This is a genomic window from Cellvibrio zantedeschiae (genome assembly GCF_014652535.1).
In the GTDB taxonomy this organism is placed as follows: Bacteria; Pseudomonadota; Gammaproteobacteria; order Pseudomonadales; family Cellvibrionaceae; genus Cellvibrio; species Cellvibrio zantedeschiae.
Window position 1 is genome coordinate 1305147 of sequence record NZ_BMYZ01000001.1, and the last position, 24984, is coordinate 1330130.

22 protein-coding genes are annotated in these 24984 nt (G+C 45.8%); 11 read left to right on the top strand and 11 right to left on the bottom strand.

What is annotated here, in order from left to right; genetic code table 11:
* Position 1 precedes the first annotated feature (1 nt).
* From IE104_RS05810 to IE104_RS05845, 8 genes are all read right to left on the bottom strand, one after another.
* Positions 2 to 742: an electron transport complex subunit E gene (locus IE104_RS05810; protein ID WP_308429266.1), complete on the bottom strand. Its 741-nt coding sequence runs from the start codon at positions 740 to 742 to the stop codon at positions 2 to 4.
* Positions 735 to 1385: an electron transport complex subunit RsxG gene (rsxG, locus tag IE104_RS05815; RefSeq protein ID WP_189416647.1), complete on the bottom strand. Its 651-nt coding sequence runs from the start codon at positions 1383 to 1385 to the stop codon at positions 735 to 737. Before rsxG ends, IE104_RS05810 begins: the two co-directional genes overlap by 8 nt.
* 1 nt (position 1386) lies before the next feature.
* Positions 1387 to 2451: an electron transport complex subunit RsxD gene (gene rsxD / locus IE104_RS05820; RefSeq protein ID WP_189416648.1), complete on the bottom strand. Its 1065-nt coding sequence runs from the start codon at positions 2449 to 2451 to the stop codon at positions 1387 to 1389.
* Between the two features lie 9 nt (positions 2452 to 2460).
* Complete coding sequence (gene rsxC, locus IE104_RS05825; RefSeq protein ID WP_189416649.1) at positions 2461 to 4779, bottom strand: electron transport complex subunit RsxC; 2319 nt, start codon at positions 4777 to 4779, stop codon at positions 2461 to 2463.
* Positions 4779 to 5402, bottom strand: a complete 624-nt coding sequence (gene rsxB / locus IE104_RS05830) for an electron transport complex subunit RsxB (protein ID WP_189416650.1) — start codon at positions 5400 to 5402, stop codon at positions 4779 to 4781. Before rsxB ends, rsxC begins: the two co-directional genes overlap by 1 nt.
* A 21-nt stretch (positions 5403 to 5423) precedes the next feature.
* Complete coding sequence (rsxA, locus tag IE104_RS05835) at positions 5424 to 6011, bottom strand: electron transport complex subunit RsxA (RefSeq protein WP_373298465.1); 588 nt, start codon at positions 6009 to 6011, stop codon at positions 5424 to 5426.
* Positions 6012 to 6058: 47 nt separating this feature from the next.
* Positions 6059 to 8080 (bottom strand): methionine--tRNA ligase, encoded by a 2022-nt coding sequence (metG, locus tag IE104_RS05840; protein ID WP_189416656.1) that lies wholly within the window; start codon positions 8078 to 8080, stop codon positions 6059 to 6061.
* A gap of 93 nt (positions 8081 to 8173) precedes the next feature.
* Positions 8174 to 8671, bottom strand: coding sequence for a hypothetical protein (locus IE104_RS05845; protein WP_189416658.1), 498 nt, complete (start codon positions 8669 to 8671; stop codon positions 8174 to 8176).
* A 223-nt stretch (positions 8672 to 8894) separates the two neighbouring features.
* On the opposite strand from IE104_RS05845, the gene IE104_RS05850 reads away from it, so the two are divergent.
* The 11 genes from IE104_RS05850 to IE104_RS05900 all read left to right on the top strand — a co-directional run bounded on the left by IE104_RS05850 (position 8895) and on the right by IE104_RS05900 (position 22174).
* On the top strand, positions 8895 to 9248 hold the full coding sequence (locus IE104_RS05850; protein WP_189416659.1) for a DUF4870 domain-containing protein: 354 nt from the start codon (positions 8895 to 8897) through the stop codon (positions 9246 to 9248).
* A gap of 248 nt (positions 9249 to 9496) precedes the next feature.
* Positions 9497 to 10915 (top strand): circularly permuted type 2 ATP-grasp protein, encoded by a 1419-nt coding sequence (locus tag IE104_RS05855; protein ID WP_189416661.1) that lies wholly within the window; start codon positions 9497 to 9499, stop codon positions 10913 to 10915.
* Positions 10916 to 10941: 26 nt separating this feature from the next.
* Positions 10942 to 11889 carry an alpha-E domain-containing protein gene (locus IE104_RS05860; protein ID WP_189416662.1) on the top strand — a complete coding sequence of 316 codons (948 nt, stop codon included), beginning with the start codon at positions 10942 to 10944 and terminating at the stop codon, positions 11887 to 11889.
* A gap of 67 nt (positions 11890 to 11956) precedes the next feature.
* Positions 11957 to 12832, top strand: coding sequence for a transglutaminase family protein (locus IE104_RS05865; protein ID WP_189416664.1), 876 nt, complete (start codon positions 11957 to 11959; stop codon positions 12830 to 12832).
* A gap of 46 nt (positions 12833 to 12878) precedes the next feature.
* Positions 12879 to 13592: a proteasome-type protease gene (locus tag IE104_RS05870; protein ID WP_189416666.1), complete on the top strand. Its 714-nt coding sequence runs from the start codon at positions 12879 to 12881 to the stop codon at positions 13590 to 13592.
* Positions 13593 to 14025: 433 nt separating this feature from the next.
* The gene (locus IE104_RS05875; RefSeq protein ID WP_189416667.1) at positions 14026 to 15150 is read left to right on the top strand and encodes an efflux RND transporter periplasmic adaptor subunit; all 1125 of its coding nucleotides are present in this window, start codon (positions 14026 to 14028) and stop codon (positions 15148 to 15150) included.
* A 73-nt stretch (positions 15151 to 15223) separates the two neighbouring features.
* Positions 15224 to 18310, top strand: coding sequence for an efflux RND transporter permease subunit (locus IE104_RS05880; protein WP_189416669.1), 3087 nt, complete (start codon positions 15224 to 15226; stop codon positions 18308 to 18310).
* A 132-nt stretch (positions 18311 to 18442) separates the two neighbouring features.
* Positions 18443 to 19540 carry an iron-sulfur cluster carrier protein ApbC gene (gene apbC, locus IE104_RS05885; protein ID WP_189416671.1) on the top strand — a complete coding sequence of 366 codons (1098 nt, stop codon included), beginning with the start codon at positions 18443 to 18445 and terminating at the stop codon, positions 19538 to 19540.
* A gap of 173 nt (positions 19541 to 19713) precedes the next feature.
* Complete coding sequence (gene dcd / locus IE104_RS05890; RefSeq protein ID WP_189416672.1) at positions 19714 to 20283, top strand: dCTP deaminase; 570 nt, start codon at positions 19714 to 19716, stop codon at positions 20281 to 20283.
* A gap of 78 nt (positions 20284 to 20361) precedes the next feature.
* A complete protein-coding gene (locus IE104_RS05895) occupies positions 20362 to 21564 on the top strand; it encodes a BaiN/RdsA family NAD(P)/FAD-dependent oxidoreductase (protein WP_189416673.1) in 1203 nt (400 codons plus the stop codon).
* Between the two features lie 64 nt (positions 21565 to 21628).
* Positions 21629 to 22174, top strand: a complete 546-nt coding sequence (locus IE104_RS05900; protein WP_189416674.1) for a hypothetical protein — start codon at positions 21629 to 21631, stop codon at positions 22172 to 22174.
* Between the two features lie 2 nt (positions 22175 to 22176).
* Here IE104_RS05900 and IE104_RS05905 read toward each other — a convergent pair whose 3' ends face one another.
* From IE104_RS05905 to IE104_RS05915, 3 genes are all read right to left on the bottom strand, one after another.
* Positions 22177 to 22848, bottom strand: coding sequence for a hypothetical protein (locus IE104_RS05905; protein ID WP_189416676.1), 672 nt, complete (start codon positions 22846 to 22848; stop codon positions 22177 to 22179).
* A 111-nt stretch (positions 22849 to 22959) separates the two neighbouring features.
* Positions 22960 to 23394, bottom strand: a complete 435-nt coding sequence (locus IE104_RS05910; RefSeq protein ID WP_189416678.1) for a DNA polymerase III subunit chi — start codon at positions 23392 to 23394, stop codon at positions 22960 to 22962.
* On the bottom strand, positions 23395 to 24888 hold the full coding sequence (locus tag IE104_RS05915; RefSeq protein ID WP_189416679.1) for a leucyl aminopeptidase: 1494 nt from the start codon (positions 24886 to 24888) through the stop codon (positions 23395 to 23397).
* Between the last annotated feature and the right edge of the window lie 96 nt (positions 24889 to 24984).

A 24984-nucleotide genomic window follows, 5' to 3' on the forward strand; every position in this document is an offset into this window, starting at 1 on the left:
ATTAGGCGATTTGGCCGGTAGTGCGAACACGCTTACCGCCCTTAACAATTTCTTTGGGGCCTGCTTTTGCGTCAGCGCGCTTCCTTAATTGGGAGTCAATAACATTTTTACCGGCCATTAAAAAGCCTACCACAATAAAAGCGCCCGGCGGCAAGAGCGCAAGAATCACTCCGGGGTAATTAGCACCTAACACATTAAGTTTCCAATTAAGGGCGGCGTCACCGAACAACAACTGCATGTTGTTAAAAATCATACCTGTGCCAAGAAGTTCGCGAATCGCACCTACGCAAACCAGTACCAATGTAAAACCTAGGCCCATCATAAAACCATCTACCGCTGACGGCAGGATTTTATTTTTACTGGCAAAGCTTTCTGCTCGCCCAAGCACGGCGCAGTTAGTCACAATCAACGGAATAAAAATGCCAAGGATTTGGTATAGCTCGTAGGTGTAAGCTTTCATTAATAATTCTATGCAGCTTACGAGCGAAGCAATAATCATCACAAAGGCGGGTAGGCGAATAGTATCGCTAATCTGGTTGCGGATTAATGACACTGCCGTATTAGATGCGGTGAGTACCATGAGTGTTGCTAAACCTAAACCCAAAGCGTTAACAACGGAAGCGCTCACGGCGAGTAGCGGGCACAGGCCTAATACTTGTACCAGGGCCGGGTTATTTTTCCACAAACCTTTTTCAGCTATGTCTTGGTAACTCACCAAGTTTTTATCAGCGTCTTCACTCATGTTTAGCCTCCAGCATTGCGCTGTTCTTTTTAAACAGCTCATCGCGATGTGCATCTACAAATTCTAATACTTTGCGAACCTGATTGACTACCGCGCGTGGTGTAATAGTCGCGCCAGCAAATTGATCAAAGGTGCCGCCGTCTTTTTTAACTTTCCATTGCGAGGCGCTAGGGTTTTGTAGAGATTTTCCATTAAAGTCTAAAATCCATTGGGCTTTTTTTAATTCTATTTTATCGCCCAGCCCCGGTGTTTCGTGATGATCTAAAATGCGAACACCTGCGATAGTGCCGTCTGCATTGATGCCAACAATCATGCGAATGTCCCCGCTGTAACCATCGGGCGCAATTGCAGGAATTATAACGGCAACAGTATTGTCCGCATGGCGAGCCACGTGAATCTCATCAGCACTTTTTAAACCCAGACCAGCCCAGGCATCTGCTGGAACCTCAATGGTCTCACTTAAAATATCATTGTCGTGACGTGCGCGCGGTACTATTTCAAATAAAGCTTTTTGTTGTGCTTCACGTTCAGACTTTGCAATGCGCGCTTTTGTAAATTCTGCGGTAAACGCGAGCAATGCCGTTGTTGCCAACGCAAATATGCCAAGCAATAAACTATTTTTGGTGATGGAGGAGCCAAGCATGCTATTTTTCCTCCGAATCTTTTGCGATCACAACTCTGGCTTTTTTATGGCCGTAAGTGCGCGGTGTTGTGTAGTAGTCAATAAAAGGCGCTGCAAAGTTTAAAAAGAGCACCGCGAAGGCAACACCATCGGGATAACCTTTGCCCCAAACACGAATGACATAAATCAAAACGCCAATAGCTGCACCATAAATAATTCTGCCCTTTTTACTGACCGCTGAGGTTACCGGATCAGTCACTATAAAAAATGCACCCAACATAGTAGCGCCGGATAGCAAATGGAAAACGGGTGAGCCACCGCTATGTGAGCTGCCGTTGTCGTAGAAAATTATCGCCATCAATGTCAGGGCAATTAACATTGAAATAGGAGCGTGCCAGGTAAATATTTTTTTATAAAGCAAAAATAAGCCACCGATTAAGAAGGCAATGTTTACCCATTCCCAACCTGCGCTGGCAAAGTAACCATTTTTAAACAGGGGTTCTTTTTTGTAGATTTCTTCCAATGCAAAAGCGGAATTTTGTTTCATTACGTCCAACACAGTTGCTGATGCATATCCATCTACTTGCTGACCGATAAATATTTTGCCTAGCGCTTCGCTAATGCTTACCGCCTGTGCGCCATCCAATGTGGCGGGTGTCGCCCACTGCGTCATTGGAATAGGGAATGACACCAATAAAATAACGTAAGCAACCATCGCAGGATTAAATGGATTTAAACCCATGCCGCCGTAAAGCTGTTTGGCTAAAACTATTGCGCAAAAGCTGCCGGTGACTACCAACCACCACGGACAGTAAGGGGGGAGTGATACTGCTAACAAAAATGCAGTGACCAAGGCACTGTAGTCGCGCAAGTAAAACCCAATGGGGCGACTGCGCAATTTTAAAATAGCTGCCTCAAATCCTAAACAACTTAAGCTGGCGATTATTAAATTTAAAAATACACCCGATCCAAAAAAGTAAGCCAGGGTAAGAATGCCAGGCACAAGGGCGTAAATTACTAAACGCATTATCTGCGCAGTAGATAAAGGCCCGTGGGTATGGGGTGATGTAATATTTAATAATGCCATTCTGATCTTCTATAAGAGTTCTTTCAGCTTTTCTTCAATATTAATAACGGCTTTTTTAAAGGCTTCTACATGTGGATCATTTTCTGATTCAGCCCTGGCTAAACGTTCTTTGGCTTTTTGCAAACGCGCTTCCATCGTCTTAATTTGATCTGCACGTTTTTCTTCTTCGCTCATATTCGCCAAAGATTCAGCTCTTGCTTTCGCTTTCTGCATGGCTTGCTCAACTGCTGTTTGTTCTGCTTTATTAGAAGCTTTAGGTTGAGCTTTTTCCAATTCTGCTAGCTCGGCTTTAACATCAGCAATTTTTTCCTGCATTTTTACTACGCCGAGCTGTAACGCATTTGCGCTCGGGCTGGCTTCGGCTTTCGCTTGCTCGGCCTTTTCTTGTGCTTTCTGAAGCCGCGCTTCCAATGCTTCCAGATTTGCTCTCAATTTTTCCGCCGGTGATAAACTTAACTTGGTTTGCGCACGTGCCATAGCTGCCGTTACCAAATCTTCTGTAGGTTGGCTGTTTGCGGTAGCAAGAAATTCAGAAAGCTTTTTTTCTGCTTCGGCCAGTTTGAGTTCGGTTTGCTTGATGCGCGATTGTTGGCGAACAAGTTGTTCTTCGGTGATAGGGAATTCAGGATTTTTAGGCACGAGCGGTGCGCGGGCGCTTTCCAAGCTATTTTTGGCGGCACCGACAATTCGCTCAAGCCTGGATTTTTGTTCTTCAAAACCGGGTTGCGCTGAATTGGCCTTTGCAACAGCAGTAACTACAGCGGCGACTTGTGGCGCTGCTGCCAATATATTTTCTTCAACCACCGGTTCATCGTTCGCTTTGGCTTTTTGTTCCGCTAACTTTTGTTTTACTTCATCAGCGGCTTTTTTTCGCGCTACACGTTTTACTTCTTTCGCGGCTTCTTCTTTTTCAATACGCGTTTGTCTAAATTCAAAACGTTGACGCGAGCGATCAGCTTTTTCTTTATCTGCAAGCTGTTGGCGAATATTGCCTTTGGCAGCGCGATAATATTGAACCAGTGGAATTTTACTGGGGCATACATAAGAGCATGCACCGCACTCAATGCAATCGAAGAGATTGTGTGCCTGCAAGCGATCTGTATCCTCTGCTTGTGCATACCAAAATAATTGCTGTGGCAACAAACTGGCAGGGCATACTTCTGAACACAACCCACAGCGAATACAAGCTTGTGCTGGAGGTGGTATAGGCGCTTCTTTTTTTGTGGGAGCAAGTATGCAGTTAGTGGTTTTTATAACCGGCGCGCGCAAATCGTGTAGCGTGAATCCCATCATTGAGCCGCCCATAATTACACGCGATGCTTTGGCGGGATTAAAGCCGTGATGTTTCAACACGTAATCTATGGGCGTACCAATTAATACGTCGATATTACGTTGCGTATCAAGCGATTCGCCAACCACCGTTGTGATGCGTGAGGTTAGTGGCTCACCAAAATGCACCGCCCGCCAAGCGGCTGCTGCGGTGCCTACATTTACGCAGCTTGCATTAATATCGGCAGAATGATGTCCATGCGGAATTTCATGGCCCGTAATAATTTGTATTAATTGTTTGGCGCCGCCAGAAGGATATTTAGTTGGCACACCAATAATCTCTATTGAGCTACCAGGATTTTTCTCTACGTAATTTTTCAGCGCAGTTTGTAAAGCGGCAATTGCTTTAGGTTTGTTATCTTCAACAGCTATGACTAAACGTTTGGGGTTGTGAAGAATATGCGCGAGTAAAAAGCTGCCTGCAATAATGTCATCAGCGCGAGCTTGCATGAGCATATCGTCGGCGGTGATGTAAGGTTCGCACTCGGCACCATTGATAATTAGGGTATCAATTTTTTGCGTAGATTTAATGTTGAGCTTTACCGACGTGGGAAAGCCAGCGCCGCCTAAACCAATAACACCAGCTGCACGAATTTTATCAAGCAATCTTAAAGGATCAAGCGCAGTAAAATCCTCGCACGCTTCAGTGATAAAAGATTCGTGTTTACCATCGGTAGTAATAGTGATGCATTCGCCGCTCATTCCAGATGGATGAGGCAATACGAAATTATTTATGGCGCTGACAACACCAGAGCTTGATGCGTGCACATTTGCACTGAAAGTCCCATCTGCAGCAGCAATGAGTTGGCCTGCCAATACCTTATCACCTATTTGCACAATTGGTTTTGCGGGCGCACCAATGTGTTGGTTGAGTGGAATAATTAATTGCGGCGGAATTGGCACACTGCCTAAAGGCAATTGCATGGATTGGGTTTTGTTTTCCGGTGGATATATACCGCCAGGAAATTCAAAAATTTTAATTACATTACTAACATTCATTATGCAGCTTTATCTCCATCTTCGTGGAGTTGATTTTTATCGCTGGCGATTAATTGCACTGGAGTTATAGCTGGTAAATCCCATGCCCAACTTTTTAAAGAAGTTTCAACCGGGATCATATCAATACAATCTACAGGACATGGCTCAACACACAAATCGCAGCCGGTACATTCATCGACAATCACTGTGTGCATTTGCTTGGCAGCACCGAGAATTGCATCAACTGGGCACGCCTGAATACATTTAGTGCAACCTATACATTCATCTTCACGAATAAATGCAACTGTTTTTACGGGAGACTCTATGCCGTGTTCTGCATTTAATGGTGGAGCTTCTACGTCCAACAAATCTGCCAGTGCATTAATAGTGCTTTGGCCACCGGGCGGACATTTGTTGATTGCATCGCCATCGACAATAGCTTGGGCGTAGGGGCGGCAACCGGGATAACCGCATTGCCCGCATTGTGTTTGCGGAAGTATGGTATCGATTTGGTCGACAATGGGATTGCCTTCAACTTTGTAACGAACTGCCGCAAAACCCAAAATGGCGCCGAACGCGCAGGATAGACTGACGAGTGCAATCAAGGCGGAGGCAATTGGATTTTGGAAAATGAGTTCGAGCATACACATATATTCTTCAGTAGCTTAGTGTGTTACTAAGCCAGTAAAACCCATAAACGCTAGCGACATTAAACCCGCGGTAATCATTCCAATGGCGGCGCCTTTAAATGGCAGGGGAACATCTGCGGCTGCGAGGCGTTCCCGCATGGCTGAGAATAAAATTAACACAATAGAAAAACCGAGTGCGCCACCAAAGCCATAAAGCGTTGATTCAAAAAAATTGTGGGCCTTTTGAGTGTTTAATAATGCAACGCCAAGCACTGCGCAGTTAACAGTAATTAAGGGCAAGAAAACCCCGAGTACGCGATACAACAAGGGGCTCGTCTTTTCCATAAACATTTTTACGAATTGTACGACGGCGGCGATTACTAAAATAAAAGCGATGGTTCGTAAATAACCTAAATCGAGCGGCGATAAAATCCAATGGTCAACAAGATAAGTGCAGACGGACGCAAGCGTCATTACAAAAGTCGTTGCGCCGCCCATGCCGATTGCTGATTCGAGTTTGTTGGAAACTCCCATAAACGGACATAAGCCCAGGAATTGCACGAGCACAAAATTATTCACAAAAATTGTGCCGAGCAAAATCAGGAAGAAGTCGTTAATGGACATGGCGTCACCTGGAATGAAGCGCATGTTGGGTTAACCCAACATGCAAATTACATAACGCGTTGGCCGGGTTGTGCACCTGTGTTTGGTTCAAGCAGATAAATTTCTTTATCGCCAGGGCCCGCGGCCAACACCATGCCTTCGCTCATGCCAAATTTCATTTTGCGTGGTTTAAGGTTGGCCACAACAACTGTGAGTTTGCCAACTAAATCTTTTGGATCGTAAGCGCTTTTAATGCCTGAGAAAACATTGCGTGTTTCACCACCTAAATCCAGGGTTAAACGCAATAATTTATCGGAACCTTCAACGTGTTCGGCATTAGCAATTAACGCAATGCGCAAATCTACTTTCGCAAAATCGTTAAATTCAATTTCTGCAGCGATTGGATCGTCGACTAATGGGCCAGTAGCTTTGGGAGCTGCCGCTGCTGCGAGTGCTTCTTTAGTTGCTTCCAACATTGCATCAACCTTTTCTTTTTCTACGCGAGTTAACAGTGGTTTAAATTCATTGATGGTTGAATTGCCACGGAAACTTACGGGCGAAGTCCAATTGAGTGTTTCGCCAAGGAATGCTTCTGCATCTGCTGCAAGCGTCGGCACAACGGGTTTCAAGTAGGTGAGAATTGCGCGGAACATATTTATACCGAGCGTACATACAGCTTGGGTTTGCGCTTCTGCACCAGCTTGTTTTGCCAATTTCCAGGGTTCTGCTGTGGCGATATATTCGTTAGCTAAATCTGCCAGCGCCATTACTTCACGCAGAGCTTTACTGTATTCACGCGCTTCATAATGCGCAGCGATAACTTCACCAGCATCCACAAATTTTTGCCACAAGTCTGCATCTACGATGTCGTTCACCAAGGTGCCGCCTGCGTTGTTAATAAACTTTGCAGTGCGGCTGGCGATGTTTACAACTTTGCCTACAAGATCACTGTTAACGCGCTGGATAAAATCTTCAAGATTGAGATCAATATCATCCACAGCGCTAGTGAGTTTTGCTGCGAAGTAGTAACGCAAATATTCTGGATTCAAATGGTCGAGATAAGTTTGCGCGTTAATAAACGTACCGCGCGATTTACTCATTTTGGTTCCGTTTACCGTAACAAAACCGTGCACGCAAATTTTAGTTGGAGTGCGCAGTTTTGCGGAATCCAACATGGCTGGCCAGAAGAGTGCGTGGAAGTTAACAATGTCTTTGCCAATAAAATGATAAACCTCGGTAGTGGAATCTTGTTTCCAATAATCCATCCAATCTATGCCGTGTTTATCCGCATAATTTTTTAAGCTTGCGATGTAGCCTATAGGTGCATCCAACCACACATAGAAAAACTTGCCGGGCTGACCGGGAATTTCAAAACCGAAATAGGGCGCATCGCGGGAGATATCCCATTCTTGTAAACCGCTATCCAGCCATTCGGCCATTTTGTTGGCAACTTCATCTTGCAGGTGGCCAGCACGAGTCCAGCTTTTTAAGAAATCGTTAAACGCTGGTAAGGTAAAGAAGAAGTGTTCCGAATCTTTTGCAATCGGCGTTGCGCCGGAAATGGTGGATTTGGCATCCAGCAAATCCATTGGCGAATAGGTTGCACCGCATTTTTCACAGTTGTCACCGTATTGGTCTTCGCTCTTACATTTTGGGCAGGTGCCTTTGATGTAACGGTCGGCCAGGAACAATTGCTTCTCGGGATCAAACGCTTGCGAAATTTTGCGGCTGGCAATGTGGCCGTTAGCCAGCAAACGGTCGTAAATCATGTACGAGAGTTCGCGGTTTTCATCCGAATGAGTGCTATGGAAATTGGCGAAATTGATATTGAAGCCCGCCGATACAGATTCGTGATCGCGCTTGATGTTGGCGATGTGCTCTTCCGCGGTAATACCTTTCTCTTCTGCCTTAAGCATGATGGCGGTGCCGTGGGCGTCGTCCGCACAAAAATAGAGACAATCGTTGCCGCGCAGGTTTTGGAATCTTACCCAAATATCAGTCTGGATTTGCTCGAGCATGTGGCCGAGGTGCAAATCGCTGTTGGCGTAAGGGAGGGCGCTGGTGACGAGGATTTTACGGGCTTGGGTCATAGTTCCTACGGTGTCCGAATGCTGATTTTCAAAAGGCGCGCACTATAGCATTTTGCAGGGGGCACGTCTGTAGAATCAGGCGTAGGAGGAGGGCTAATTCGACTTTTGCGCTTTGTGCTCGGCACTGATTTCATTGGAAATTTGCGTGATGGCGGCCGCAAAGTCGGGGTCTTCACCGTGTAGCAACTGCGGCAGGGCATTGCGGAAGTCTTCCCGTGCGCACCATTCGCGCATAAAGTCCTCCCAGCTGAGCCACATACGGAGTTGTTTGCGGTTCATTTTGTCTTCGTGGACTAACACATAAGCGCGCTCGAACAAGCTCACCAAAATCGAAAACAGCACAATTCGGCGTTCTTCCTGGTCGGGCGAAAGGGGTGGTGCAACATCTGTGGAACGCAGGCGCAAGTCAGCGTTCTGCAACACAAGCTCCATAAAGCGTGTGTAGTCGTCTGACAGTTGCAGGTAAATTTCTTCTTCCTCATTAGCGCGCTCGCGGCGCTGCTCCATAATGAAAACGGCAATACCAAAGGGAAGGCCAACTATAGTCACTATAAAGCTGGCCATTTCGAATAATTCGTGCAGATTTTCCATGGGACTTGTCCTGGCTCGCCTGCATTGCAGGTTATTGGGTTGAATTATAGCCTGCCTCCTGTGTGCTACGCCTATAAACATTTGTCAGCGAATGCTATCGCGAGCGCCGGTTTATTTTTCTAAAACGGTGAAAGGGCGCATTTTTTGCCGTTGCGGAGGACAAAAGACACTGGCTATAGTAGGCGCTCATGTGGTTTCCTCTCATTCAACAAAGGTGATACTTATGGAAGAACAATCCTTTTCAAGCCCTGTTACAACGCCGTCCCAGGATTCAAAAAATATTGCGCTGCTGGTATGGATAGGCACCATCTTTTTTGGGTTTATTCCCGCATTGATTGTCTACTTAATTAAAACTGACGATGCCTATGTTGCTGACCAAAGCAAAGAAGCCCTGAACTGGTCCATTACCGTCATCATCGGGGTCGCCATAGCCTGGGTGTTGTGCCTTATCCTGATCGGCTTTTTGATTCTGCCCGTTATAGGTATTTTGAATTTGGTGTTTTGTATATTGGGCGCATTGGGAGCTTCCAGCGGCAAATTGTTCCGCGTTCCTTTCGCTATTCGCCTGATCAAATAATTTCCCACCAACAAAAGAGCACTTTTTGTGCTCTTTTTGTTTTGACTGCACCAAATTTTTTTCTCCTGCCCTTCAAAATTTTTATCCCACATCCTATTTGCCTCAAAACGGCGCTGAATTGGCGTGCAACTAGCCGCTTGCGCTAATGCGGTGCGTTTATCGTCATAAACCCCTCGTAAAATCATGATTTTCTTGGCACGTATTTCGCTCCAATGAAATTATCGATAATAAATTTTTAAGGGTGTGTGATGGCTAAACCCGTTTTTTACGATGAGATGTTTTCTGCTCCAGATGTTTTACGGCCACATTACGAAGCTTATGGACAATGGCTACATATGTTGCCAAAAGAGCGTTTGGCCCGCAAAAAAGCTGAAGCAGATTTAACCTTTCATCGCCTGGGGATTACTTTTGCAGTTTACGGCGAAGAGGCAGGAACTGAGCGTTTAATTCCTTTCGATTTACTCCCACGCATTATTCCTTCTCACGAATGGAAAATGTTACAAAAAGGTTTAGAGCAACGCGTAAAAGCGCTCAATCTTTTTCTTCACGATATATATCACGGTCAGGAAATTTTGCGCGCAGGTTTAATTCCAGCCGAGCAAATTCTTCGCAATGCGCAATATCGCCCGGAAATGCAAGGTGTTGATGTCCCAAACCAAATATATGCGCACATTGCTGGTGTAGATATGGTGCGTGCCGGGGCGGGTGAGTTTTATGTGTTGGAAGATAATTTACGCGTGCCTTCTGGTGTTTCCTACATGCTGGAAAATCGCAAAATGATGATGCGATTATTTCCTGAGTTATTCGCAAAACACGCAGTAGCACCTGTGCAACATTATCCGGATATGTTGTTGGATAATTTACGCATGTGTGCGCCACAAGGTGTGGATAACCCAACGGTTGTAGTGTTAACACCAGGCAGCTTTAACTCAGCATATTTTGAGCATGCATTTTTAGCGCAACAAATGGGCGTGGAGCTTGTGGAAGGGCGCGATTTATTTGTGCGCGATGATTCCGTTTATATGCGCACCACCCAAGGGCCCAAACGCGTTGATGTAATTTATCGCCGTTTGGATGATGACTTTTTAGATCCGCTCGCGTTTCGTCAGGATTCTATGTTGGGTGTGGCGGGTTTACTGTCCGTTTATCGTGCTGGCCGTGTGACTTTAGCCAATGCAATTGGTACTGGTGTTGCGGACGATAAATCAATCTATCCCTATGTGCCGGACATGATTCGCTTTTATCTGGATGAATCGCCCATTTTAAATAATGTGCCAACGCACATGTGTAGAAAGCCAGATGAATTAGCTTATGTATTAGACAATCTTGCTGACCTGGTTGTAAAAGAAACCCACGGTGCAGGCGGCTACGGCATGCTGGTTGGCCCTGCGGCAACCAAAGTAGAAATTGAAGAGTTTCGTGCACATTTAAAGGCAAATCCCAGCAAATATATTGCGCAGCCTACACTGGCATTATCGACGTGCCCCATTTTTGTAGATGCTGGAATTGCACCACGCCATATCGATTTACGCCCGTTTGTTTTGTCGGGAAAAGATATTCGCATGGTGCCGGGCGGTTTGACACGAGTGGCCTTGCGCGAGGGATCTTTGGTGGTTAATTCGTCCCAAGGTGGCGGCACAAAAGATACCTGGATATTAGAAGAATAGCGTTCAATTTTTGTGGAGTGAAACCTATGTTATCGCGCACGGCAGATCATTTGTTTTGGTTGGCTCGCTATATCGAGCGTGCAGAAAATGTTGCTCGTTTATTAGATATTACCTGGCAGACCTCACTTGCACCGCAATCAGCCGAGAGCGCGAGTCGCAATTGGCAAGCGGCACTTTTATGCAATGATTTATTGCCTGCTTATTTAAAAACATATTCAGAAGTCACGGCTGAAAACGTCCTGGCTTATATGGTTTTTGATACACACAACCCGTCGTCAATTTATTGCTGTTTGAAAGCGGCGCGTGAAAATGCTCATGCAGTGCGCGGTACGCTTACATCCGAAATGTGGGAGACAATTAATTCAACCTGGTTGGAAATGGTAAACCACAGTAAGCGCAAATTGCAGGACGAAGAATTTTCCGGTTTCTTCGAATGGGTGAAGACCCGTTCCTCTTTATCGCGTGGAGTTACCTTTGGCACCATGTTGCACGATGATGCTTTTTGTTTTATCCGCTTGGGCACTTACCTTGAGCGCGCTGACAATACCGCGCGTTTGCTAGATGTGAAATATTATTTAATTGCTGAAGGCGAGCCCGTTGGTATTGCTGCGGATTATTACCAGTGGGGCGCGCTGCTGAGGTCAGTATCCGCTTTTGAAGTTTATCGCCGTGTTTATCGCGATAGTGTCTTGCCAAATAAAGTAGCGGAATTATTAATTATCAATCCCGAATTGCCGCGCTCGCTAACCACCTGTATTACGGAAGTGGCGTCAATGTTACATCACTTGGCAAACCAAAATTCTTACGAAACCCAGCGGTTAGCCGGACGGTTGAGTTCGCAATTACGTTACGAAACTATTGAAGAGATTTTGGAAGAGGGCTTGCACCCTTATTTGGAAAAATTTCAAAGCCGAATTTACGATTTAGGTATGCGTATTAGTCATGATTTTTTAATGCCGATGCGCGCCGCTTAGGAACCACTGTAAACATTTTTCAGTGGCTCCTTAAGCTGGAACATAATTCAAGCGAGAGGGAAATATCATGTTGCTCAATATTCAACACGAAACTGTTTACCGATATTCTGCGCCGGTTGATTACACCATCCAGCATTTGCGTTTAACGCCGCGTCATGAAGCGCATCAGCAAGCTATTGATTGGAAAATAAATACGCCGGGAAAATACCAGCGCCATTTAGACGCCTATGGAAATGTCGGCCATATTTTAGTGTTAGATAGGCCGCACGAAGAAATTCGCATCACGGTAAGCGGGCAGGTTGAAATTTCCAAGGAGAATGCGCATTTGCCGTCAGACGGAGGTGATGTTCCTTTGTTGGCTTATTTGCAACCAACAAATCTTACTACTGCGGATCATGCTGTTCTGGATTTAGCCAAAACGGCTTACAAAGCCAAACGAGGGGCGGTGGATTCCATGTTCACTTTAATTGACGGTATCCAGCAAGCCGTTGCCTATGTTCCCGGCACCACGCAAGTTGCCAGTACCGCAGCAGAAGTTTTGGAGGCTGGGGCTGGTGTCTGTCAGGACCACGCTCATGTGTTTATTGCTTGCTGCCGGGCGCTGGATTTACCCGCGCGCTACGTGAGTGGCTACATACACCCCGGCGATACGGATCACGCAGCAAGCCACGCGTGGGCAGATGTATGGCTAGAGGGTTTAGGTTGGGTAAGTTTTGACGTAACCAATGCGAATTTCGCGGCCTCTGAACACTGCCGCTTGGCGGTTGGACGCGATTATCTGGACGCATGTCCCGTGCGTGGTGTTCGCCACGGCGGTGGGGCAGAGGCAATGGAAGTTATGGTGCGGATTGCGCATCCAGATTCGGCCGGGGTGCTGCTACAATCTATTGTGTCTTATCCGCCGCGAGCGCCCAGCTCCAAAAAAAGTCTTCAGCAACAGTAATTTGTGCGCTCTGAGCCTGCCTTGGAGCAACTCCAGGGTTTAATCTATGACGTATTGTATCGGGCTTCAGGTCGATTCGGGTTTGGTGTTTTTATCAGATTCGCGCACTAACGCCGGTGTTGACCACATCAATACCTTTCGCAAAATGACTGTGCTTGAGCGCTCTGGTGACCGCGTGATGGTGTTGCTGAGCTCTGGCAATCTGGCAATTAGCCAGGCTGTTATCAATGAACTTAAACCCCTTGATAGCAGCTTGCTGGTAGATGCGAAAAATATGGTTGAGGCTACCCGCGTGGTGGGTGATGCGCTGCGTAAAGTGTACAGCCGCGATGCCGAAGCCTTTAAAGAGTTTGGTTTGGACTTTGCGGCAAGTTTTATTTTTGGCGGACAAATTGGGCAAGAGCCACCACGACTTTTCCAAATTTATGCTGCCGGTAACTTTATTGAAACAACCCGCGAGACGCCCTATTTCCAAGTGGGCGAATCAAAGTACGGCAAGCCAATTATCGATCGTGTGGTGGACCCTGATACCAGTTTAAAGGATGCTGCCAAGTGTGCCTTGATCTCAATGGACTCAACAATTCGCTCCAATCTAAGTGTAGGTATGCCGCTGGATTTGCTCGTCTACGAAGCCAACAGCTTGCATGTTAAAACCCATGTGAGCATCGGGTTGGATGATCCTTACTACCAACAACTGCGATCGAGTTGGGGTGATCGTTTGCGGCAGGCGTTTAACGATATGCCTGATCCAGCTTATTAATTTGGGATTGTGTTCGCTAGTGCAAACCCGACATAGGAGTTTGCTGCGACACTTGTTTGAAAAATTCTCCTATCCAAGAATCTCTATTGCTTAATCAGCATCGCATCTTCGTATTTGAAGATAAGGTATAACTGAATATAAGTCCTCGTATTTCCATTTTGTTAATTTGTATGAATTATTCATCTGCTCCAGGTTTGCAGAGTTAGTCTTATTTTGAATATTTAATAAGCTTGTAATGGGGCTTGGTGTTAATGGGCGTGGGCCGGTGTTACACGCTTCATTATTAGGGCTACATCACAGAGCTTGTGATGGTCATGTCATTGGCGCGGTTACAATTAGTGACATTTGTGAATTTTGGTTTCCACGGCGCCTATGCCACAATCCATCCTGATAATTTTTTACCTTTAATTCCGTAATTGGGTGGTCTTTTGTAATGAAAAAACATAAATCGATATTAATCGCTATAGCTGCAGTAGTAGGGATATTTCTCATTCTAGCCCTTACAAAATTCAGCCAAATATTTGCGATGGTACAAGCGGGAAAAGATTTTGTTCCGCCACCGGAATCCGTCGGCGCTTTTACCGCACAGCAACAAGATTGGCCGAATACTTTCACAGCGATGGGTACAGTAGAAGCTGATGAAGGTATTAATATTTCTGCCGAAGTTGCCGGTAAAGTAAAACAAATTATGTTTAAGTCGGGCGAGTATGTTAAAGCCGGCACCGTCATTCTTATTCAAGAATCAGGTAACGAGTCTGCGCAATTAAGTGCTGCAACAGCTCGTTTGCGCCTTGCAGATGCCAATTACGAACGTATGGTGCAATTGCGTAAGAAAAATACTGTATCGCAAAACGAATTAGACACAGCATTGCAACAAAAAGAATCTGCGCAAGGTGATGTAGATAATTTAAAAACTACTCTGGAAAAGAAAATTGTTCGCGCGCCTTTCGATGGACGTTTAGGTATTCGTAAAGTGGATTTGGGTCAGGACTTGCCTGTAGGTACACAAATCGTTTCATTGCAAGCTACAAATCGTGTACGTGTTAACTTCCCGGTGCCACAACATTGGCTGGTGCGGATGACTAAAGGTTTGCCAGTTACAGTGCAATTGGGCGATGGTTCGAATAATGTTGTGAAAGGCGAAGTCACTGCTGTAGGTGCAGATATAGATGCAGTAACGCGCAATGCAACCGTTCAGTCTTCACTTGAAAATAGCAACAATCAATTTATTCCCGGAATGGCAGTTCAAACCCAGGTAACCTTATCCAACCCGCAAAAAACTTTGGCGGTACCTACTACCGCCGTTATTTTTGCTCCCTTCGGTGATACGGTTTTCGTTATCGAAAAAGATAAAGAAAAAAATGTATTGAAAGCGCGTCAACAATTTGTACGTTTGGGTAAATCCCGTGGTGATTTCATTGAAATTGCAGATGGTATTAAAGCTGGTGACCAGGTTGTAAGTGCCGGTGCGTTCAAGCTTACTAACGGCCAGTCAGTGGTTATTAGCAAAACCGCGCAGCCGGATTTTAAAGCGGACCCTAAACCAGTAGATAACTAAGTTTTGTTGAACAAAATCTTAGTGTAAATCGCCAATAAATTGTTTTTCACTCAAACATAATTGAGTTATTTATATGAATTTTACCGATATCTTTATTAAGCGACCCGTGCTCGCCATGGTCGTTAGCCTGCTGATTTTGATCGCAGGTATACAAGCGGCTAGTTCGCTTTCTGTACGGCAATATCCTCGTAGTGATATTGCAGTAATTACTATTAATACAGTGTATGTGGGTGCGAACGCCGAATTGATCCGTGGTTTTATTACCACACCTATTGAGCGTGCAATCGCATCTGCCGACGGTATTGATTACGTTGAATCAAGCAGTGCTATGAGCATGTCTACCATCAACGTGCACTTGCGTTTGAACTACGATCCACTTAAAGCAATGACGGAGATTAGCGCGAAAGTGAATCAGGTTCGCGGCAATTTACCGCCTGAATCTGAAGTGCCGTCAATTACTGTAGAAGCAGCCGATAGCCAATTTGCTTCTGCATATTTAACCTTTAACTCAAAAATTCTTGAACAAAACCAAATCACCGATTTCCTGACTCGCTCTGTTCAGCCGCGCTTAACTGCTGTTGCAGGTGTACAAAAAGCAGAAGTGTTGGGTGGCCGTACCTTCGCTATGCGTATTTGGTTAAAGTCAGAACGATTGGCTGCGTTAAATATTTCCCCGTCAGAAGTTCGTCAAGCGCTTGCAAACAACAACGTGCAAGCAGCAATTGGTCAAACTCGCGGTAGCTATACCCAGGTGAATTTGCGTGCAGATACAGATTTGAAATCGGTTGAAGATTTTAAGCGTTTAGTCGTTCGCCACAGTGCTGAAGGGACTATTCGTTTAGACGATGTAGCAGATGTTGTTTTAGGTGCAGAGGACTACAACACCGAAGTTAACTACTCAGGTGATACCGCCGTATTTATGGGTATATGGGTCGCACCCAATGCAAACTCACTGGAAGTTATTCGCAACGTCACTAAGGAAATGGAAAAAATTCAAGCTGATTTGCCCTCAGGTTTGAAAGGTGCTGTGGCCTATGATGCGACTAAATATATTGAGTCAGCGATTCACGAAGTTGTTAAAACCCTGACCGAAACCTTATTGATCATTGTTGTTGTAATCTTCTTGTTCCTGGGTTTCAGTCGCTCGGTCATTATTCCGGTATTGGCAATTCCATTATCCTTGGTGGGCGCGCTGTTTATCATGCAATTGTGCGGTTTCTCGCTCAATTTGCTCACACTACTTTCAATCGTTCTTTGCGTAGGTTTGGTAGTGGACGATGCCATTGTAATGGTTGAAAACATCGAGCGTCATATTCAGGAAGGGAAAACTCCGTTTAACGCTTCTATTATTGCTGCGCGTGAATTAGCCGGTCCTATTTTGGCTATGACGGTTACGCTGGTATCTGTGTATGTACCTATAGGTTTGCAAGGTGGTTTGACGGGAACACTCTTCCGCGAATTCGCCATTACGCTTGCGGGTGCAATTACTATTTCTGCGATTGTTGCAATTACGTTGTCGCCAATGCTCGGTTCGCGCATGTTGAAAGCGCACCGTGAAATTGATGCGCCTTTGGCAAAAGTTTTTGATCGATTTCAAGCGTGGTATAGCAACAAATTAGAGTACACCTTGCAAAATCGTAAAGCGGTTTATGCATTCTGGGTTGGTATTGCTTTATTGTGTTTCCCGCTCTATAGCATGTCACCTAAAGAGTTGGCTCCAACAGAAGACCAAGGTGTAGTTTTCGGTGTTGTGGATTCGCAAGCTAATGCGACTATGGATCAATCTTCGCACTACGCAAAAGTTGTGAACAAAGCCTTTATGGATGTTCCGGAAACTGATTTTACATTCCAGCTGACTTTCCCTACTGGCGGTTTTTCCGGCATGGTATTAAAACCTTGGGATGAGCGCGATCGTACTGTGTTCCAAATAATGCCGGAAATTCAAAAAACGCTTGCGGAAATTTCAGGTGTTCGAATTTTACCGATCACGCCTCCTGCCTTGCCAGGTGGTGGTCAATTCCCGGTTGAATTTGTTATTGCATCTACCGAAGATTCAAAAGAAATTTATAACTATGCGCTCAAGCTGCAGGAAAAAATGACGGCTAGCGGCATGTTTTATTTTAATGTTCTGGATATGAAAGTTGACCAGCCTGACTACCAATTAAATATTGATCGCGAAAAAGTGGCTGATCTCGGTTTGAATATGCAGCAAGTGATTTATGATTTAGGAACTTTGTTGGGCGGTGGTTATGTCAATCGCTTCAACATGGCTGGCCAAAGTTACAAGGTGATTCCGCAAGTAAAACGCAGCGAGCGTTTAACACCGGAAGATTTGACCAAGTTGTACATCACTGGTCCTGAAGGTAAATTAATTCGTCTCGATCAAATTGCAACGCTGAATCATTCAACTGCACCGCGCAGCATTAGCCGTATGCAGCAGTTGAACTCAGTAAAAATCAGCGGTGTAAGTGGTAAACCTTTGGCAGAAACTCTTGCATGGCTGGAAACTGAAGCCGCGCAAATTTTGCCAAAAAACTACAGTGTTGATTACACCGGTGAGTCGCGTCAGTTGAAGCGTGAAGGCAATACTTTCTTGCCCGCATTCTTAATGGCAATCACCATGATCTTCCTGGTATTAGCGGCGCAGTACAATAGTTTCCGCGACCCAATCGTTATTCTTGCAGGTTCTGTTCCTTTGGCAATTTTCGGTGCATTGGTATTCACCTTCATCAAAATGCCTAACCCGCAGATGCCATCCTTGACCGAATCTTTCTCGAGTACATTGAATATTTACTCGCAAGTAGGTTTGGTAACCTTGATGGGCTTGATCGCTCGTAACGGTATCCTGGTGGTTGAATTTGCGAACCGTTTGCAAGAGCAGGGCGCGAGCAAGTTTGAAGCAATCCGTGAAGCCGCTGTAATTCGTTTGCGTCCGGTGTTGATGACAAGTATTGCGACTGTGGCTGGTCATACACCGCTGATTTTTGCCAGTGGTGCAGGTGCCGAAGCGCGTAACTCGATAGGTGTGGTATTGGTGTTCGGTATTGCGATTGGCACCATCTTCACCTTGTTTGTGTTGCCGTCTGTCTACATTTTGTTGGCTAAAGACCATCATTTGGACAAGCAGCGCTTGGCAGATTTGGAGCACGGCCAAGCTTAAAGCACGTACCGGCTGGAGCTGGTACAATAGCGTCATCCTAAAAGGGCACCATTAGGTGCCCTTTTTCTTGAGAGTTGTTTAGGAGTGTGAGATCCCCGTTTCTCAACTCTTGATTTTGTCTTTGAGGTATCCATGTCCGTTATTACTCCCGCTAGCGTTGAACAAGCGTTACAACAGGTTATTGACCCCACCACCGGGCGCGATTTAACCAGCCTTAATGCAGTAACCGATATTGCAATTAACGGTAGTAAAGTCGATGTCACATTGTTGTTAGGTTATCCCGCCAACAGTGTGCATTCGGCAATTGCCGTAGCTGTTAATGAAGCGCTGAACAGAATTGGTGTCGCACAAGTTGGGTTGGATATAGGTTGGACGGTTTACGCGAACCCGACGGCAAATTCGCAACAGGCATTGCCAGAAGTTAAAAATATTATTGCAGTTGCATCTGGCAAGGGCGGGGTGGGTAAATCTACTACCACGGCAAACCTGGCCTTGGCTTTAGCGGCAGAGGGCGCGCGAGTTGCTGTTTTGGACGCTGATATTTACGGCCCAAGCCAACCGCAAATGCTGGGCGCACCAGAACGTCCACCGCAAGTGATAAAACACAACGATCAGCAATTTATGGTTCCAGTTGAAACCCATGGTATTCAAGTCAATTCCATGGGATTCATGGTTACCGAAAATACACCCATGATGTGGCGCGGCCCTATGGTGAGTGGAGCACTGCAACAATTGCTGGCGCAAACCTATTGGCAGGACGTGGATTACCTCTTAATTGATATGCCGCCGGGTACTGGTGATATTCAGATAACCCTCGCGCAAAAAGTCCCTGTGACAGGTGCAGTGATTGTGACCACCCCCCAGGATATAGCCCTGCTCGATGCCAAAAAAGGCATAGAAATGTTCCGTAAAGTGAACGTGCCGGTCCTGGGTGTGGTAGAAAATATGGCAATCCATATTTGCTCAAACTGCGGACATGAAGAGCATATTTTTGGCGAGGGCGGTGGCGAGCGAATCGCGCGCGATTACGATACGGAATTGCTCGGTTCATTACCTTTGAACCTGTCGATTCGTGAAGATGCAGACAATGGCAAGCCTTCGGTAGCGACTGATCCTGAATCCGCAGTGAGTAAGATCTACCGCGATGTTGCACGTAAGTTATCGGCGAAACTGTGGGTCCAAAACCTGGATAGCCAAGCTATGCCGGACATTGAGATCACCGAAGATTAATGGCTGGGCTGAACTACTGAAAGCGGGGTAGGGTTTTCGTGCCAAGGTGCGCACAACCCTGTTTTTCGCCATCCGCTACAAGCTGCTTGCAAAGACGGTTTTTAAGCCGCTTGAAAACCGTTATCATGCCGCCCCTGTAAATACCTACTCACCCTAATCATTTGGGAGCTTCAATGAGCATCAAATCCGACAAGTGGATGCGCCGTATGGCGGAACAGCACGGCATGATCGAACCTTTTGAGCCAAATCAGGTGCGCTATGACGCCGGTGGTTCCCGTTTGATTTCTTACGGCACTTCAAGCTATGGCTATGATGTACGTTGTGCAGACGAATTCAAGATTTTTACCAATGTTCACTCCACCGTGGTAGACCCGAAAAACTTTGATGAAAAAAGTTTTGTGGATATTAAAAGTGATGTTTGCATTATTCCCCCAAATTCTTTTGCCTTGGCGAGAACCGTTGAGTACTTCCGTATTCCTCGTTCAATTTTGACTGTTTGTTTAGGCAAATCAACCTACGCACGTTGCGGCATTATTGTAAACGTAACGCCGTTGGAGCCTGAGTGGGAAGGTCACGTGACTTTGGAATTTTCTAATACCACGCCGCTCCCTGCAAAAATTTATGCAAACGAAGGTGTTGCGCAAATGTTGTTTTTTGAAACCGATGAAGTTTGTGAAACGTCTTATAAAGATCGCGGTGGAAAATACCAGGGCCAACGTGGCGTGACTCTTCCTCGTACTTGATTTTCTCTTCTACCGTAAATCGGTTAATAAAATTAACTGATTTACGGTAAGCATCTTCTCTGTTTATGTCTTCATCCTATGTCTTCACCACAAAACATTGATGTTTTAATTATTGGCGCTGGCGCAGCAGGTTTAATGTGCGCTGCTAATGCTGCTGCGCGCGGGCGCAATGTGGTAGTGGTGGATCATGCGAATAAAGTTGGCAAAAAAATTCTTATGTCTGGCGGCGGGCGCTGTAACTTTACCAATATGGAAGTTCTACCCAAGCATTATCTCTCGGCAAATCCTCATTTTTTCAAATCCGCTCTTGCACGTTTTACCCAGTGGGATTTTATTGCTTTGGTGTTAAAGCATGGCGTTGCCTACCACGAAAAAAAATTGGGGCAGTTATTTTGTGATAACAAGGCGCAAGATATTTTGGATTTGTTGTTGGACGAATGCGCAGAAGCTGGCGCCAGCATTTTCACTCATTGCGATATTAAAACCATTGAAGCTTTGTCAGCGGAGCATGCACCTGCGCGCTATAAAGTAGCGACGAGTTTGGGTGATTATCTGTGCGAGTCTTTGGTGATTGCTACAGGTGGTTTATCAATCCCCACTATGGGTGCAACGGGTTTTGGTTATCAGGTTGCTGAACAGTTTGGTTTGGCATTAAAACCACGCACTGCGGGTTTGGTTCCATTTACATTGTCGCCAACACAGTTAGAACAATTCAAAGATTGTGTGGGCAACGCGGCTGAAGTTACTGTCACTTGCGGCACGCAGAGTTTTACTGAAAATCTTTTATTCACTCACCGTGGTTTGAGCGGTCCGGCGATCTTACAAATTTCGTCCTACTGGCAGCCGGGTCAGAATCTTGAAATCAATTTGCTGCCGCAATTGGATTTGGTGGATTATTTAACTCGTCAGCAACAAGAACGCCCAAAAGTTTTATTAACGACTTTAATGAGCGAGCTTTTGACGAAAAGTATTGCCCAGAGTTTTTGCAGTTTTGTTACAGAAATTCGCCCCGTAAATCAGTACACGCCTAAAGAAATTCAGGCAATTGCCGATCTGTTTCATAAGTGGGAAATTATGCCCGCGGGAACAGAAGGCTATCGTACCGCTGAAGTAACTTTGGGCGGAGTTGATGTTGATGGTCTATCCTCTAAAACGATGGAAGCAAAAAACCAACCGGGCCTCTTCTTTATTGGCGAAGTTGTGGATGTCACCGGCCATTTGGGCGGGTTTAATTTTCAATGGGCTTGGGCATCCGGCTTCGCTGCCGCGCAGTTTGTATGATCATGTATTTGTCATGGTTAATTCGTATTCTCAGTAAACATTCATCATTCCTGTATTAATTGTTATGAAATTCAGATTTTTATTCCTGTTGGTCATTTCGTCATTTTTGTTAACAGCTTGCGTTAGCCATGCGCCTCAGCAAGCCAATTGGCCGAAAGATATTCCACCCCGTGATTATTTTGTGGCTCATTACGAAAATGATATAGATAACAAAGCAACAGAGGATCTCGACGAATATCTGCTATGGGTTATTCGCTTCTACAAAGGTTGGGAGTTGTACAGCAACGGCTGGACTAAGGTAACCGAGGATGCGTTACACGGTGTTAAAGATCCGGTTGTCGCGCAGGAAATAAAAACCAAGATGGATTTAATTGGTCAAGGTATTGCGAGTGAGTGGCCAAAGAATAAAAAAGACCGCCGTATTTTTACCCGTCACATTGTTGTCTGGGGAAATGCGTTGGTTGAAGCCATTAAACGCGACCAGGAGTTACCGCTGATTAATCGCGTGCTTGCAGATGTGAATGGTTTAGTGGCATATCAAGTAGCAGTTGATGACATTAAAGCGGAGCGCTATTTTCCCCGCGATAAAGGCGATGACGTTTTTTTGTAAGCTTAGTGTTTATTTAATTCATCCAGCAATTGTTTGCTCATAAGCTCAAGTCTTGAACGCAATTCTTTTTCAATATCGGGCATTAATTTTTCAATAATGCTATCGATAAGTTCTTGCTGACTATTGTTGGGCTTCTGGTTGCTGGAGAACGAAGAGGTGTTACCTAGTAAGCGCGATGGCACACTGGAACTGGCAATTTTACGTGCAGTTTCCTGTGCAAAGAGCGGTGGTGGATTATTGCCGTGCAAACGTGAGCGAATATGCGCTGGTAAAAAAGGATTCTCACCAGTCGCTTTAGCCAGTGAAGGGCGCGTTGCTGATTTATGGTTTTCACCGGGAAATTTATTGGCTGTTACTTCTGCGGTATGTTTTTCGAGTTCATCAATAGTGTCCAACAATTCACTGGCTGATTCCTGGTGATCTTCCAGGTCGTGTGTTGGCGAATTAAAAAAATCTTGCTGTTCTTCAACAATAATTCGTGGACTGGGTTTGGGCTGTGGCTCTGCTTCAACTTTTTCGTTATAGCTGGAGCTTGCAGCTTCGTTGTTTACCTGCTGATCTATAACTTCAACTTCCTGCAATATAGGAATGTCGTCTTCCTCTAACAAAAGCCCTTTTATGGATTCCAATTCATTCAGCATAGCTGCTTTGGTTTTAATTTTGGTATCGACCATGAAAAGCCTCAATCTACCTTTCTTAGTTTAAGGAAGTTCTAACATCCTCACTCCATGTGATAAACCTTTGCCTCGTGCGACGAATTACTGCGTATTACCAATAGTGGTTACTCAGCGTTGGTGTTGGGTAATAGGATAACCCCGCTGCTTGTAAAATCTATAGTGCTCACGGGTGTTTTCTAAAATTTTTGGTTCTTGAATCACAATTTCTGCCAGGCGCGCAAAGCGACTGAAGAATTCTGGAATTTGGCTACTCAGGTTTATGAGTACATCTTGATGTGCGCCAGATTCGATAACACCTCCGCCAGTTGCATAGGTTATCTCCACTTTGGCCTCTTCACCGCCGCCAATAATTTGGTGGGCGATGAAGCTCTCGGGTTTGAAGCTCCACAGCAAATCATCTAATTCTTGGGCTGCTTCTTGTGAATCTACCACCACCAGAATACTGTGGCCGAGCCGTTCTACTTTTTCAATAAAACGGCACACATACAACCAACGCGCTTCCACGCTGGCGTCTTGAAGGATATGAAAGTCAATCTGGGTCATTTATTGGTTATCTAACAAATATTGAACGAGTAATGGCACCGGGCGGCCGGTTGCGCCCTTGGCTGCACCCGAAAGCCAAGCAGTACCGGCAATATCCAAGTGTGCCCAGGCGAAGTTTTTGGTGAAGCGCGAGAGGAAACACGCTGCGGTAATGCTGCCACCCGCTGGGCCGCCGATGTTGGCGATATCGGCAAAATTACTGTCGAGTTGTTTTTGGTAATCATCCCACAAGGGCATTTGCCATGCGCGATCATTGGCCGCTTGGCCGGCTTTTAAAATGGCTTGCGCGAGGTCTTCGTTATTGCTGAATAATCCGCTCGCGTGATTGCCGAGCGCAACAACACAAGCGCCGGTGAGGGTGGCAATATCAATCACAGTTTTAGGTTTGAAACGCTCGGTATAGGTGAGGGCATCGCACAACACCAAACGGCCTTCAGCGTCGGTATTAAGAATTTCAATGGTTTGGCCGGACATGGAGGTCACAATATCGCCCGGCTTGGTGGCACTGCCGCCCGGCATGTTTTCGCTGGCTGCAATAATTCCTACAACGTTGATGGCGGGTAGGAGTTCTACCAAGGCTTTGAAGGTTCCCAATACGCTGGCTGCGCCACACATGTCGTATTTCATTTCATCCATGCCGGCGCCCGGTTTCAGGCTAATGCCGCCGGTGTCAAAGGTAATGCCTTTGCCGACAAGAGCGAAGGGCGCATCTTTTTTGTTACCGCCTTTGTATTCCAAAACAATCAGTTTGGCAGGTTGGTCACTTCCAGCAGATACGGATAAGAGTGAACCCATGCCCAATTCCTTCATGGCTTTTTCTTCCAGAACTTTTACGCTCAGCGCTGTCTGACCACGTGCGAGGCGTTTGGCTTCGCTCGCTAAATAGGTGGGTGTACAAACGTTTCCGGGCAGGTTGCCTAGTTCGCGCGCCAAATCAACGCCCTTGGCAATGGCTTGGCCAATTTTTATGCCTTTGGTCGCATCTGCAAGTTGGGCTTTGTGAAAACCCAGGCTGACTTTTGTAAGCACAAAACTAGGTTCTGCTGGTTTACTTTTAAGGCTGTCGGCGCGGTGTTGGCTGGCGATTAATACTTCAACTGCCTGGCGCGCTTGCCATTCGGCGTTTTTTTGATCAACTTTGATGTCGCCAAGTACCAAGCTTATTTCGCTGCAGGGGGTTGGCCTTAAGGCTTCGGGGATTTTTTGTAATGCTTTACGGAAGTTGTCAGGCGATGTGCTGCCTTGTTTGTCTTGTTCGCCCAGACCAAGTACCAGCAAGCGCTCGGCAGTTATACCTTGTGGGTTAAGTAACAGTATTGATTGGCCTACCTTGCCAGAGAATTTTTCACGCTTTAATAGGGCCTCAAGTTGTTTCGCATCTGCAGCGTTTATGGCGCTAGCCGCAGCCGATAATTTGTTGCCGTCAAAACAGGCAACAACCAGGCATTGGGTGGACTGCTTTACCGAATCTACAACTTTGGCGCTAATTTGCATGAGTAATTCCTCTCGTAGGGCGAATAGATTGTGCAAGCGGGTTTAGCATTGTAGGAGCAAAAGTTCCAAGACAAACCTGCGCAGGTACGTGATAAT

Excerpts from the sequence above, each read along its gene's own strand:
- IE104_RS05895 (WP_189416673.1), top strand. The coding sequence starts at position 20,362 with ATGTCTTCACCACAAAACATTGATGTTTTAATTATTGGCGCTGGCGCA.
- IE104_RS05810 (WP_308429266.1), bottom strand. The coding sequence starts at position 742 with ATGAGTGAAGACGCTGATAAAAACTTGGTGAGTTACCAAGACATAGCT.
- IE104_RS05855 (WP_189416661.1), top strand. The coding sequence starts at position 9,497 with ATGGCTAAACCCGTTTTTTACGATGAGATGTTTTCTGCTCCAGATGTT.
- rsxB (WP_189416650.1), bottom strand. The coding sequence starts at position 5,402 with ATGCTCGAACTCATTTTCCAAAATCCAATTGCCTCCGCCTTGATTGCA.
- apbC (WP_189416671.1), top strand. The coding sequence starts at position 18,443 with ATGTCCGTTATTACTCCCGCTAGCGTTGAACAAGCGTTACAACAGGTT.
- dcd (WP_189416672.1), top strand. The coding sequence starts at position 19,714 with ATGAGCATCAAATCCGACAAGTGGATGCGCCGTATGGCGGAACAGCAC.
- IE104_RS05880 (WP_189416669.1), top strand. The coding sequence starts at position 15,224 with ATGAATTTTACCGATATCTTTATTAAGCGACCCGTGCTCGCCATGGTC.
- metG (WP_189416656.1), bottom strand. The coding sequence starts at position 8,080 with ATGACCCAAGCCCGTAAAATCCTCGTCACCAGCGCCCTCCCTTACGCC.
- IE104_RS05865 (WP_189416664.1), top strand. The coding sequence starts at position 11,957 with ATGTTGCTCAATATTCAACACGAAACTGTTTACCGATATTCTGCGCCG.
- IE104_RS05845 (WP_189416658.1), bottom strand. The coding sequence starts at position 8,671 with ATGGAAAATCTGCACGAATTATTCGAAATGGCCAGCTTTATAGTGACT.
- IE104_RS05870 (WP_189416666.1), top strand. The coding sequence starts at position 12,879 with ATGACGTATTGTATCGGGCTTCAGGTCGATTCGGGTTTGGTGTTTTTA.
- IE104_RS05850 (WP_189416659.1), top strand. The coding sequence starts at position 8,895 with ATGGAAGAACAATCCTTTTCAAGCCCTGTTACAACGCCGTCCCAGGAT.
- rsxA (WP_373298465.1), bottom strand. The coding sequence starts at position 6,011 with ATGTCCATTAACGACTTCTTCCTGATTTTGCTCGGCACAATTTTTGTG.
- IE104_RS05905 (WP_189416676.1), bottom strand. The coding sequence starts at position 22,848 with ATGGTCGATACCAAAATTAAAACCAAAGCAGCTATGCTGAATGAATTG.
- IE104_RS05910 (WP_189416678.1), bottom strand. The coding sequence starts at position 23,394 with ATGACCCAGATTGACTTTCATATCCTTCAAGACGCCAGCGTGGAAGCG.
- rsxG (WP_189416647.1), bottom strand. The coding sequence starts at position 1,385 with ATGCTTGGCTCCTCCATCACCAAAAATAGTTTATTGCTTGGCATATTT.
- IE104_RS05915 (WP_189416679.1), bottom strand. The coding sequence starts at position 24,888 with ATGCAAATTAGCGCCAAAGTTGTAGATTCGGTAAAGCAGTCCACCCAA.
- rsxC (WP_189416649.1), bottom strand. The coding sequence starts at position 4,779 with ATGAATGTTAGTAATGTAATTAAAATTTTTGAATTTCCTGGCGGTATA.
- IE104_RS05860 (WP_189416662.1), top strand. The coding sequence starts at position 10,942 with ATGTTATCGCGCACGGCAGATCATTTGTTTTGGTTGGCTCGCTATATC.
- rsxD (WP_189416648.1), bottom strand. The coding sequence starts at position 2,451 with ATGGCATTATTAAATATTACATCACCCCATACCCACGGGCCTTTATCT.
- IE104_RS05900 (WP_189416674.1), top strand. The coding sequence starts at position 21,629 with ATGAAATTCAGATTTTTATTCCTGTTGGTCATTTCGTCATTTTTGTTA.
- IE104_RS05875 (WP_189416667.1), top strand. The coding sequence starts at position 14,026 with ATGAAAAAACATAAATCGATATTAATCGCTATAGCTGCAGTAGTAGGG.